Source organism: Nostoc sp. DedQUE02 (genome assembly GCF_034531035.1).
GTDB lineage: Bacteria > Cyanobacteriota > Cyanobacteriia > Cyanobacteriales > Nostocaceae > Nostoc.
Genome location: NZ_JAVRBY020000029.1, coordinates 50555 through 63580, shown reverse-complemented (window position 1 = coordinate 63580; position 13026 = coordinate 50555). Strand labels below are relative to the sequence as shown.

The following is a 13026-nucleotide window of genomic DNA, read 5'->3' as shown; positions in this document are numbered from 1 at the left end:
ATGCATCTCCCGCATAAAAGTTCAATTAAAGTAATAAAATATGTAAATTAAAATATTCAACCATTGAACAATCAACTTTTAATTAAGAAAAAATTACAAGCCAAGCTTGAGAATATTCAAACCAAGAACGATGATTCTCCCGTTACTGATTTGCAGCTAGACAAAACCTTAGCTGAAGAAATCGAAGAATTGACAACAGAACTGGAAAACGTCAATCCTAATCTCAATCCTCTTCTTTACGCTACTTCTTTATTGGAAGGAGCTTGGCAACTTCAATACTCTACAGCTAGAGAAATCCGTTCTTTAGTTTCCCTTCCATTCGGATTAAAGCTGGGTAAAGTTTATCAAGTTATTGATGTTGCTAACAAATTATTTTTCAATCTAGCTAAAGTTAAACATTCTTTGGGACTAGTATCGGGATATGTGAAAGTTACAGCTAGCTTTGAGCCAGCTAAAGAAGATTTAGAGCCTCTAGCGAACAAACGTATCAACGTTTATTTTGATAAACGCTACTTATCGATTGAGAAGATTATTGGTATTAATACTCCTCAACTTAACCCATTTAAGATTGTCCCAGCTAATAATCCTCCTAGCAGAACTCCTACATTGGATATTACTTACTTAGATGAAACCTTAAGAATTGGACGTGGAGGAGATGGAAGTTTATTCATTCTTACTAAATCTAATGATTTCCCTGACACCTCCTCAATTTGAAATTGCTCGTACCGCCGAATGAATATGACTTTCTCAATCAAGCATCTTTTCATCAAAGTAAAACAAGGTTCTGCGATGGTGGAGATGAAAACATTAAATTTAAAGGTAGGTTATGGTATAGAAGGAGATATTAATGCCGATCCGATAAGTCCCAGACAGGTTTTAATTATTAGGTATGAAGATATTTTAGACTTATCAATTCAACCAGGAGAATTCCGAGAAAATATTGTGATAACAGGTACAGAACTTGATAATTTTATCCCTGGATCTTTGCTAACCTTTAAAAGTGGTGCGGCAATTCGTCTAACTTTTTACTGCGAACCTTGTAAACGAATATCCTACTTAGTAGAATCATTAAAAGACATCAAAGGCAAAAGAGGAATTTTAGGCGTAGTTATTAAATCAGGTAAAATAGAGGTTGGGAGTAATTTTCAGATTCAAGCTCATAAATTTTCAGCATTATCTGAAAATCCATATAAACGATTTCTAGATTTTATTATCAAAATTCCAAGTGGAAAAGTAGTTACATACAAACAGATAATCAAAGGCATAGGTGTAGATAATAGTTATCTAAGAGCTATTCCTACATACCTGAAAAAAACCTCGGTTGCAGATTATCCGTTACATAGAATATTAGACTCTAAAGGTTATTTGATAAATTATGTGAGTCAACAAAAAAATAAATTGGAAACTGAAGGAGTTAAGGTTTTATCTGAGGCAGATTTATTAAGTAATTTAAAGAATGCAAACAAAAACTTTGTAGATATTAAAGATTATCTATGGGAAGATTACAGTCTATATCTAAAATAGATATAGGATTCATATTTAATTGATGAAAAAATTCAGTCCAACTCAAAGAGGCTTCTTGACTATTGCCTATTGCCTTCTACGCAAATAAGTTTATGAATCGAATTGGATTATTATATTACTGCAATTCTGATAATTTTTGCAAGATTATGCGGTATTTTACAAGTGTAGATTCTTAATTAAATCAAGATGATCCCTGATTTTTAATTTGGTTAGATGTAGCTTCCATAAAATCGAGAAAAACTTTTATCAGCTTATGAATTCCCTCGCTACCTCCTGCAATTAAACCTCCTGTCAGCAATGCATCTAAACAACGAAAAATAACTACTTGTATGGGATTATCTAAATCAATAACCACAAGTGGCTCAATTGAACGAATACCTATTGCACTCATTAAAAGACCAAATAAAAGGGATGTCCATAGAGCAATTGTTCGCGTATCAGATTTATAGGCTGCTCTTTGACGCTCCTTTTCATTTATATCATCCATTTGTGGCTTGAATATTTTTAATGAATCTTGTTGATTTTGCGTAAAATTTTGGATGATTTGCTGTTCTAAACTCATTCCTTCTGGCGGTAGTCCACTGATTTGATTTGATTCCAAAGATGGAAACTGTTTCTGTTGAGCTTCCATAAGTCTTATCTTCTCAGATACTAAAGCCTTTTCTTGCTGAATACTAATATCTAATTGTTCGATAAATGAACCCCGCCAAGTAGTTATAAAAACTTCTAAAGAACGTTCTAATAATAAAGAAATAAATAATTGTAAAGTGAGTAACTGGATAATATCATTAACTCCGAATGGTTTTAAAACGAATGGTTTAGATGATAACCAAGTTGAAAAAGTTACTATTAAAAAACCAATAATGATTAACAAAATAAATAGAGGAGATTCTGGAGAAAGCTTTCGCAACGTATCTATACTCCTGTTTCGCGTCACAATATCTAACACAGCTTAGAGGTGAGAACTACACCTGCTGAGTAACTTAACAACGTTAATTTGAGAGAACAGTAAATAATTTATTACCCGACTCTTTTTTTTAGTAGTGTGCTATCCTAAGTCTCTGTGGAAGGGGGGATGTCTTCTCTGCGAGACGCTACGCGAACAACTAGCTACGCCTACGTATCTTGGTAATAACAGAGTAAAAGTATTGCTATACAAACATTCTAGAAGTGAATACTAGGCTTCAAACGCTACTGTGATCTTCCCCCCGCTTTCCTCTGGAAAAGGTGTGTTGTGGAAAGGGAGACACGCTAGAGCAAGCACCAACTAAAAACCCTTCCAAGGTTGGAAGGGTTAAAGTGATTTTTGCTAATGGGATAATGATTAGGGGGAGAAAGCAGCTTTTCTTCTCTGATGACACGTTTTCTTGTCAAAGCAACGAGATGATATAGCAAGGGACTGGGGACTGGGTGAAAAGTCTTTTTGTGTCTAAGTTTCATCAACAGATGATGTCCTAACCACCAAGGCTTGTGGTATGGTACAGCATTTCATAAATCCATTACAAACCTCTGCTATATACTTAGTTAGATAGATTGCTATTAGTACTGAATGATGTCAGGTGTGACTCGATAGCATTTAGATTACCTTGATAAGCTAGAAATGCAGCATCAAAAGGTTTGAAGTAGCTGACGTTTGTAGAATGAGTGGATAAATTGCTAGAGTTGATAACTAGAGGTTCGCCATTATTTTTAGTAGATGTTTGAGCGCCACCGATTCCAGGCAATAGAGTAATAGAAGTAACAATGAGTACAGAATCGAGTAATATGGAGATTTTCATAGGATTATCCTTAGTTATACTAAAGTGCAATTAGTATTCTTGAGTAATAGAGTCTTATTTTTTATCAGTCTCAACTTCCTGCACTCAGTTCACCTGAACGGTTGATTTATTCTTCACCCATTCGGGTGATTTAATTGAGTGCAATAGCTGAATCCGATGGCTCATTTAAAATTGCTAAGACCCATCATCTGATAAGCAAGAACAGCAGTATCAAAGGGTTTGAGGTAATTGATATTTGGGGAATGGCTATCTAAAGTATTAGATTTGATAGCTGTATTTATTGATGTACCATTCTTGCTACGAGCAGCTATTTGAGTTCTAGCAATTCTAGGTAGAACAATAGAATCAACTATGTGTGCAACATTGAGCGAGGGAAAGAGTTTCATCGCTGATACTGTGTTGTTTAATAAATCGGGAGTAAAGTTCAGGACAAACTTGAACGGATATGTATTTAACTGAGGTAATCTAAAAATTTATGCAGCGCTGTGACTGAGTTGTAGGCGTAGCTCAATTTAGCGAAAAGTCTCTCACGGTTTTGTTAGCAACACTAGAGCGTCACTTTTCACCACAGGCATTTAATTTCTGCACTATCCCTTTTAACAGCAGATTTATTAGTTTACTCCAATTTATCATTCGGGTTTACCGAACATACAAATTAGAGTAAACCGTAATTTTTTTCATGTTTTATTTGGTACGGTAATCATCAATAACTTAGTGCTAATAACCGAAGTTACAACAGGTTTTACTCTAAATAATATGAATATGTAAGCACAAATTGAAGTGCAAAACTGATTAAACAAAAGCTAACTGATGCGAGGAAGTGTTATGACACTAGTCCGTTGGAATCCTTGGAGAGAAATTGATACTCTACAAAATCAAATCAATAATTTATTTGAAGACACCAGACTACCATCTGTATTGTTTGACAAAGGCTTGAGCAAAGTTCCTGCTGCTGAAATCCAAGAAACTGAAAATGCGATTCATCTGAAGCTAGAACTGCCAGGGATAGAAGCGAAAGACCTGGATGTGCAAGTAACAGAAAATGCTGTTTACGTTAGCGGTGAGCGGAAGTCAGAAACTAAAACTGAGGAAAAAGGTGTTACGAGAAGTGAGTTTCATTACGGTAAATTTCAACGCGTAATTCCTCTATCTGCTCGAATTAAAAATACTAACGTTACGGCAGATTATAAAGACGGCATCTTGAATCTGACACTGCCTAAAACTGAGCAAGAAAAAAACAAAGTTATCAAGGTTAATTTGGAACAACCTGGTAGCTAATGGGTTGTCGGTAGATTACTCTACCGACAATGATTGATTGAGATAGCTAAAAGCTTGGTTATGCGACTAACCAAGCTTTTTTGTAACTACTATCTGCAATAGGTGTGTAAGTCCTGTGTGCATGAATTATCTAAGAGAACTGGAAAGCGATCGCCTTATTCTTTAAGGTTTGTAAAGAAATTTTACTATATATGCAATAGTATAAATTTACAACGGTATTTAAGGGTGCGATCGCACTCATCAATAAAATCTCAGACAAAATAGATTTACAGTGACAAATAATTAGTTAATGTACAGCACTAATTGTTGATCAATATCTTATAACCACAACGAAATCACAGGTTTATCTTCATTTAAAGATGCGTCCAAGCCAAACTCTACAGCATCAAGCGATCGCTTCATAAATTTGTGTTCCTAGTACCTGCTTTACCAATAAAGTTAAGGTAGTGTATGGTCTTAACTGGTGCAGAGATGGCAGAATGTCAAAAGCCGATGCGCGTCTACACGCTTCTACCTCACCAAAAGTTTGCCTTTACTTTTCGCTGCTGCGATGTCTGCGACGGGCTTCTCTACGAGACGCTACGCGAACGCCTACGCACTGCACAACCAAAACTTAATGCGGAAATTTGCAAAAAAATAAAAATAAAAGTTCCTAGTTTAGAAGAGCAAGAAAAAATAGCCAATTTCTTGGCTGCTATTGATCGCAAAATCGAAGCCCTCTCCCGCCAAATTGACCAAACCGAACAATTCAAAAAAGGCTTACTCCAAAAAATGTTTGTATAAAATAAGGTAATAGGACTCATATTTGATTTTTGAAAAAAATTTGGTATACCTTAATCTTCTGAAATCCTCTTGCCTATTGTAAGAGTGCCTATTGCCTATTAAGCCAAGCGATTTCAATAATCAAACCGGATTTCTATACCATCAATTTCGCTACACAAGAGCTAACTCCATCATGATCGTAGCCAAAGACAATTGTAATTTAAAGCTTGGTTGTGCCGTCTTTTAAAGTTTGATTTTGCCACCGCATTGTCTCAAATTGCATTAACTCCGTTCCAGGAATATCTTAATATAACCAGCTTTTAAAGCCTGAGTTTGCCGAAATAGCAATTTTAAAGTTTGACCTTGCCGAAATAGTCTGAACTTGTTATGGTGTTTTTATAGGTAAAATTGTACTAATTTTAGAGGAGATAACCATGCTCTATGATGTTGAGTTTCAAGCATGGTGTAATAATTTGCGGCTCTCCCAACAACAAAGAGATTTGGTTAACCAAATTAGGACTTCCCCACCTGCTCGTAAAGTCAAAGGAGGAGGAAGAAACGTTCATGGCCCCTATGCTAGCTCAAAGATGGGTAGAACGATTCAATTTGAGTCTCATACTGTTGAATTACCGGCTATTACTCAATTTTATGAATATGACGACCAAGTTTTAGAATATTGGGATCAACCGATTAAATTTAGTATTAAATGTTCACCACAAGGTAAACAAGCCACAACTATCGGTCATTATCCCGATTTCTTTGTAATGAGAAAGGATTGTTGTGGTTTTGAAGAGTGGAAAACAGAGAAAAGACTGGAAAAACTTAGTGAGGAACAGCCTTATCGCTATCAAAAAATAGAAAGACAATGGGTGGATGTCATTGTTCAAGAATATATCAAGAACTTAGGATATTATTATCGTCTTCGCTCAGATAGTGAAATTGATTGGGTCAAATATCGCAATCAGAAATATTTACAACCCTACAAACAAGGATATTTAAATCAACAATATATCCTTAATGAGCAAGTAGAAGTCAATCTTCAAGAGATTATCGTCAATTATCCCAGTATTAACCTCACCAATCTGCTTGAGAAGGCGAAAAATGCCACTATTGATGATATTAATACCTTAATTGCCCTCGAAAAAGTCTATGTGAATTTAAGTGAAGTAGCTTTGGTGGAACAAGAGAAAGTTCATCTATTCCGTGACCAAGCTACCGCCGAAGCTTATATCACGGCCACTCATGATTATTGTGAACCTGTATCCAGCAATGTATCGATATTTGATCTTAAAGTGGGGTCATCATTTTTGTTAGATGGAAAAAGCCTCACTATTGACCATATTGGGGAAAGTAAAATCATTTTTAGAGGAGAGCAAGGAATTATTCGCTGGACTTATGCAGAATTTCAACAATTAATCGAATTAGGAGAAATTAGTAATCTTCAGACAGAAAGCCATACAACTTTAGATGAGGAAGGATGGCAATACTTTCTAGAGGCCAGTCCTAAAGCCTTAGAAACTGCAAATTATCGTTATGCAGCTATTAAGCTTTTTTTAGGGGAAGAACCTTATATTTCTCAGAAATGCGAGCTATCAGAACGAACTCTACGCGACTGGAAAGCAAAATATCGAAAAGCCCAACAAAAATACGGATGTGGGTTTATTGGCTTAATTCCCCAATACAAAGGCAATCCAACCCCTCGTTATTCCGATGAAGATTTAGAATTTATTGATAAAGAAGTGATTGAAAAACAATATGAAACTTCTAAACAAAAAAATGTTTGGCAGACGTATCAATTTTTAAAGGATAAATGGCAGGAATCGGGACGAATTTCTCCTATTCCCAGTCATACCTTTTATTACGAGAGAGTGAAAAAACGAAACAGCTATGAACAAACTAAAAAACGAATGGGATCTCGTGCAGCAAATAATCTGTTGGGGCCTTGGTTAATTCGACCTACGACCCCTCGTCATGGAGATCGCCCGCTCGAAATCGTTCATATTGACCACACACAGCTTGATGTTGAGTGTATCTGCCCTTATAGTGGCAAAAATTTAGGCAGACCTTGGATAACAGGCATGATTGATGCCTATAGTCGGAGGATTTTAGCTTTATACCTTACCTTTGATAATCCAAGTTACCGTTCTTGTATGATGGCTATTCGCATCTGTGTACAACGGTTTGGACGATTTCCTGAATGGATTGTTGTGGATAACGGAAAAGAGTTTAGTTCTACTTATTTTGAGACATTGTTAGCGCGTTTTGAAGCCAGCAAAAAGCATCGTCCCAAGGATTGCCCTAAATTTAGTTCAATTATTGAACGTTGGTTTGGCTCACAAAATACTGAATTTATTAATAACTTGAGGGGGAATACCCAAATCATGAAGCACGTCCGCCTCGTTAAAAAAGCAAATAATCCCAAAAGTTTAGCTGTCTGGAATTTAGAAGAATTATACGATTATTTGGCATTTGGTTATGCTTATGGAGTTTATGATAAAGCAGAGCATCCTGCTTTAGAAGGAATGTCTCCTCATAAGGCTTTTGAATTAGGGTTAGCTAAAACCGGACATCGCCCTCATCAATATATTAAGTATGATGAGCAATTCAAGATTTTAACCTTACCGACGAACAATAAGGGGATGGCCAAAGTTATTCCTGGTCAAGGAATTAGAGTCAACTATCAAAATTATTGGACAGATGAATTTTACAGTGTTGAGAATCAATCTATTCCCGTTCGCTATGACCCTCTAGATTATGGTGTTACTTATGCCTATGTTAATAATCATTGGGTAAAGTGTTTATCCAATTATTATATGAAGTTTCAAGGACATTCAGAGAAGGCGGTAGCAATAGCCACAACAATTTGCAGACGAAAACGGCAAATCTATAATCAAAGTCAATATGTAGGTTCTAAAGAGATTGTTGACTTACTTAATAATGCGGAAGAGCATGAAGAATTAATACTACAAATTCGTCGAGATCAATCTGCTAAATTAGTTTTCAATTTAATTGAAGGAAACCTGAGTAGTGCGGTATTATTAAATATATCAAATACTGAACAGCATTTATCTCAAGATAGTCGAACAATAGAAGAAAATCTAGATTTAATAGATTTAAAAGAGGAGAATTTACAGCCTAGTCTACCCAAAAAATTTAATCCTGATGATATTCAGGCTTTTGCTGAAGAGGAATTGTGGTAATGGTTACAAATCGTCGTTTCCCTCAAGAAATTTTACAAGCACCAACTGATAATAAACTTAAGTATTTTAAAGATGTAATTGTTCCTCATCGCAATATTAAACTGGTTCTAGAGCAGCTACTAAAAAATGCTATAGAACCGGATGATGCTTTAGTTTATCTGGTGTTTGGGGTAACAGGGGTAGGAAAATCACGGTTAAAAGCAGAATTTGAAAAACGATTGCTTAAACATTTTGCAGACGAAATTATTTCTAATCCAGGAAGCTTAGTGGTAGGAGGAATCGAGGTAGATGGTGCTGAAGGAGGAAAGTTTAACTATTCTGATTACTATATTCAAGTTTTGGAATCTTTGAAGGAAGTTTTAATTGATTATAAAGAAAATTATGGAGTTGATTTAGAGGATGACAACTCAGATAATCTAATAGGAGATCATGAAGGAAAAAATGCTAAAGCTTTGCGTCGAACAATGCAAAAGGTTTTTTTACACCGTCAATTAAAAGCTTATACCTTAGATGAAGCACAGCACTTATTTGATGTTGCAGGAGGAAGACAAATAAATGTTCAAATGAACTGGCTTAAATCACTGGCTAATAAAACTCAAACAGTTCATATTTTATTTGGAACTTATGAACTTTTAAAATGTCAAGAAGTCAATGGTCAAGTGGGAAGAAGAAGTGAAGATTATTATTTATCTCCCTATTATCTGGCTAAATCGGAAGATCAACAAGAATTTACTAAGGTAATTAAGACTTTACAACAGTATTTGCCAGTTGAACATCAACCCCAATTAGAGGAACATTTGGAATATTTTATGGAATACTCGATAGGGTGTGTGGGCATTCTGAAAAGTTGGTGGTATCGCGCTCTCAAAAATGCGTTAGACGAGGGGGCTAAAACAGTAAGGATGAAAGATTTTAAAGCGAGGGAATTATCAGCAGGAAGACGAAAAACAATTCAAAAAGAGTTAGAAGCAGGAGAAACCCGTTTAGCTGTTCTATATAATAACGAAGAAAAAATTGAAAAGCCTGAATCTATCAATTCTCAACCTGTGAAAAAAGGTGGAAAAGTTGGGGAACGTAAGGTAGGGAGAGACTTAGTAGGAGTTAATCAAGAGGCATGAGTATTTATGAGGAACTTTGGAGTCCAAAACCTCTAGAAATCCCTCAACGGAGTCGCTTATTTTGTCTTGAACCTGTGGGTGTGGGAACTCCCCATACAGAAAGTCTCAGCAGTTATCTTAATCGTTTGGCACAGGAGCATTGTTTAACTGCCCAGAAGCTTATTATGGGGGAAATTGCGCTACTTATTTTGGAAAATGAAGATAAATCGAAGTTACTGCAAAAGAGTGTCAGTTATTTATTAGGAAATAGGGATGCTAAACCAGCTATCAACGGAATGCGAGAAATGACAGGAAAGTTAGTCACTGTCTTAGAAGAGTTAACAATGCGTCAGGATTTACGTTTTTTGACTCTTTTAAGCTGGAAAGGAATGATTTATGACAAGGGGTTATTTCGGAACTATCGCGCTTGGTGTCCTTGTTGTTGGAAAGAGTGGCAGCAGGATAACAAAACTATTTATGAACCATTATTATGGTCATTTAAGGATGTAGAATTTTGTTTGATTCACAAACAGCGATTAGTAGAAGAATGTCCTCATTGTGGTTCGCGTTTACCTGTGATGGCTAAGTTTTCACTTGCGGGATTTTGTTCTCGCTGTTATGGGTGGTTAGGACAGAAAATTAAAGGCGAAGAGGATATAGAGAAATATCGAGTTAATATTCAAGGAATTAGCGAATTAATTGCACTTACTCCCCAATTAGGATATAAATCCATCCCAATCGAGTTAACCCGAAAATTACAATTAATTTTGTTTGTGTTTGAACAAGCAAGTGGAAAGGATTTGAAGTTATTAGGAGATTTAGGGGGAATCATGGAATCGTTGAGGATAGCCTCAACAAGAAATCAAAGTCAACCTTATCATTTGGTGAAGTTGATTATTGCTGTGTGCGAGAAGGCGAAGATTAGTGTATCCCAATTGTTTGGGTTAGATTTTCAGGAATTGGGCAAGATATTGTTCGGTAATTTTAGTCTGGAATTAAAGTTATAGGAGTTTAGTATAAATAAAAATTGATATCAATTACGGTTACATCGGTATTATTCCCTTTTCCACCTAACGTTTCAGGAGTATTTTGCTGCTAGGGGAATTTCACTAGGGAAATTTCTTTGTGTTTGGCTTGAGGGAGTGCGATCGCTTTCCATTACTGAAAATATGGGATAGAATCATCCGGCTGATACTAGAAAAAAGTACGTATCTTAAGAGCGTGCTTTTTATTGTCAGGCGATCGCTGCCAAGATTAACCACGAAAAAGCATTGATTTTAGTAATTTTGAGCAACATGAAACAGCATAACGCGCAACTCAACAGCCATATCATAGAGTATTTAGATTATTACTGTAATTTGCCTGATGCACCTGGATTCGCTGTTTTGCTTAAAGGTAAATGGGGATCTGGTAAAACATGGTTTATCAAAAGGTATTGCGAGAGCTTAAGGGAGAAAAAGCGAAAATGCTTGTATGTCAGCCTTAATGGTGTAACTAGCTTCTCAGAGATAGAGAATGCATTTTTCCAACAACTATTTCCTGCCTTGTCGTCGAAACCAATAGCACTGGCAGGCAATATCCTTGCACAAATTATAAAAGGCACGCTAAAAGTCGATTTTAATCATGATGGTAGAGACGATGGCACAATTAGCGTTGCATCTCCTAACGTCAATCTCACTGAGTATTTTACAAACCTTGAGCAAAGTGTTGTAATATTTGATGATTTAGAACGATGCAGTATGAATATCGTCAATATACTGGGGTATATCAACAGTTTTGTTGAACAAAAAGAATTAAAAGTAATTATCGTTACTGATGAAACGAAGCTAGAAAAAAATTCCGAGTATACAACCATCAAAGAAAAGCTAGTTGGTAAAACTTTTGCAATTTACCTAGAATTTGACCAGGCACTCGAAAATTTTTTGAAAGGGGTAAGTAATCGGGATGCGAGCGAGTTCTTGTCTAACAGCACCTCATTAATCCAAAACTTATACAACCAAGCCCAGTGCGAGAATTTAAGAATTTTAAAGCAGGTAGTTTTAGATTTTGAAAGAATTTTTGATGTTTTGCCAGAAAGAGCAAAGAATAAACCAGAGCTTCTTCAGGAGGTTTTAAAGTTCCTTACACCTTTTTCAATTGAAATTAGGCACGGGAAAATGCTTCCTACAGATATTAGCAGTTTGCTAGAAGCATCTGCAAACATGAGCGTGAAGAGTATACGGGAAAGTAGGGATGGGTTTGCGAATTCAAATGAAGGGCAAAATGATACCGAAGGGAAAACACTCCAAGAAGTAATTAGTAAGTATTCTTCGTTAAGGTTATACGATCCATTTCCCAGCGCGGTATGGTGGCAAACTTTTTTTGATAAAGGTAGTTTGGATTTACAAGAACTCAATCAATCACTTGCTAGCAGTATATATTTTCAAGACGAAAATACACCCAAATGGATTAAATTATGGCATTTTTATCATCTTAGTGATGACGAATTTGTTATTTTGCTCAATGAAGTTGAAACACAATACTTAAACAGGGACGCGGAATTTTACGATCCCGGAATTCTAAAGCATGTAACAGGGCTTTTATTCTATTTTTCTGACATTGGGCTATATTCAAAAACTAAAGAAGAAATTTTGGCTAGTTCAAAACTCTATATTGATTGGCTGAAAAATAATAATCCATCAAAGCTGGTATCTTATTCAGTTTCTACGGCTGACAGTATATTTGGGGGATACATGGGGCTTGGGTTTCAAGGCGCAAAACTCCAAGAATTTCAAGATTTTTGTACATACCTTGAAAAAGCTCAAGATTCAGCAAGGGTTGAGATTTTACCTAATCTTGGGAGAGAGCTACTTGCTATCATGCAAAGCGATCAATGGAAATTCCGCGACATAATCTCCTTAAATAACTCGCATGACTGGGGCTTACCAGGACTGAGATTTGCTGAAATACCTATATTGAAAAGCATAAATACAACTGAATTTCTAGAAGGCTTGTTGCAACTCAAATTTGAAGATCGGCAGACTATTGGTTATGCAATAAAAGAACGATATAAGTTCGATGACAACAATGAAAAATTACTTGAGGAATTGGATTGGCTTAAATCTGTTCGGAATTTATTACTAGATGAGGTTGCTCGCAGAAAGGGCAAGCCGAGTGGACACTCTATACAAGTACTAATCGAGTTCGATCTGAATGAAGCGATTCAAAAGCTTGAAGCAACAACACATCGATTACAGCAATCGCGAAACAACACAGCGATAGACAACTAATTGTCAAAAGCAGGTGGTTTGTGAGGGGCGATTGGCGATCGCTTTACTTAGGATTGAGAACAGAAGGGAGATCGCTTTATTTGTTGCTACGCACTGGGGGGCGATCGCTTTGAGAACT

At 36.1% G+C, this 13026-nt stretch carries 11 protein-coding genes; 8 read left to right on the top strand and 3 right to left on the bottom strand.

The features are described from left to right. Positions 1-63: 63 nt before the first annotated feature. Both RMX98_RS21070 and RMX98_RS21065 read left to right on the top strand, forming a co-directional pair. The gene (locus tag RMX98_RS21070) at positions 64-714 is read left to right on the top strand and encodes a PAP/fibrillin family protein (protein ID WP_322681746.1); all 651 of its coding nucleotides are present in this window, start codon (positions 64-66) and stop codon (positions 712-714) included. A 24-nt stretch (positions 715-738) separates the two neighbouring features. Continuing rightward, complete coding sequence (locus RMX98_RS21065) at positions 739-1524, top strand: MGMT family protein (RefSeq protein ID WP_322681747.1); 786 nt, start codon at positions 739-741, stop codon at positions 1522-1524. 181 nt (positions 1525-1705) lie between these two features. On the opposite strand, the gene RMX98_RS21060 is transcribed toward RMX98_RS21065, so the two are convergent. The 3 genes from RMX98_RS21060 to RMX98_RS21050 form a co-directional block, all read right to left on the bottom strand. Next, positions 1706-2434 carry a hypothetical protein gene (locus tag RMX98_RS21060; RefSeq protein ID WP_322681748.1) on the bottom strand — a complete coding sequence of 243 codons (729 nt, stop codon included), beginning with the start codon at positions 2432-2434 and terminating at the stop codon, positions 1706-1708. A 610-nt stretch (positions 2435-3044) separates the two neighbouring features. After that, entirely contained in the window at positions 3045-3302 is a 258-nt protein-coding gene (locus RMX98_RS21055; RefSeq protein ID WP_322681749.1) for a hypothetical protein, read from the bottom strand. A gap of 161 nt (positions 3303-3463) precedes the next feature. Next, entirely contained in the window at positions 3464-3688 is a 225-nt protein-coding gene (locus RMX98_RS21050; RefSeq protein ID WP_322681750.1) for a hypothetical protein, read from the bottom strand. Between the two features lie 439 nt (positions 3689-4127). Between RMX98_RS21050 and RMX98_RS21045 the strand changes: the two genes are divergently transcribed. The 6 genes from RMX98_RS21045 to RMX98_RS21020 all read left to right on the top strand — a co-directional run bounded on the left by RMX98_RS21045 (position 4128) and on the right by RMX98_RS21020 (position 12908). Further along, positions 4128-4580, top strand: a complete 453-nt coding sequence (locus tag RMX98_RS21045) for an Hsp20/alpha crystallin family protein (RefSeq protein ID WP_322681751.1) — start codon at positions 4128-4130, stop codon at positions 4578-4580. A gap of 450 nt (positions 4581-5030) precedes the next feature. Next, positions 5031-5363 (top strand): restriction endonuclease subunit S, encoded by a 333-nt coding sequence (locus RMX98_RS21040; RefSeq protein ID WP_322681752.1) that lies wholly within the window; start codon positions 5031-5033, stop codon positions 5361-5363. Positions 5364-5776: 413 nt separating this feature from the next. Beyond that, positions 5777-8542, top strand: a complete 2766-nt coding sequence (locus RMX98_RS21035; protein WP_322681753.1) for a TnsA endonuclease N-terminal domain-containing protein — start codon at positions 5777-5779, stop codon at positions 8540-8542. Further along, a complete protein-coding gene (locus RMX98_RS21030; RefSeq protein ID WP_322681754.1) occupies positions 8542-9660 on the top strand; it encodes an ATP-binding protein in 1119 nt (372 codons plus the stop codon). The genes RMX98_RS21035 and RMX98_RS21030 overlap by 1 nt, the downstream gene beginning before the upstream one ends. Beyond that, on the top strand, positions 9657-10646 hold the full coding sequence (locus RMX98_RS21025) for a TniQ family protein (protein ID WP_322681755.1): 990 nt from the start codon (positions 9657-9659) through the stop codon (positions 10644-10646). Before RMX98_RS21030 ends, RMX98_RS21025 begins: the two co-directional genes overlap by 4 nt. 288 nt (positions 10647-10934) lie before the next feature. Then, the gene (locus RMX98_RS21020; protein WP_322681756.1) at positions 10935-12908 is read left to right on the top strand and encodes a P-loop NTPase fold protein; all 1974 of its coding nucleotides are present in this window, start codon (positions 10935-10937) and stop codon (positions 12906-12908) included. The last annotated feature ends 118 nt before the right edge of the window (positions 12909-13026 follow it).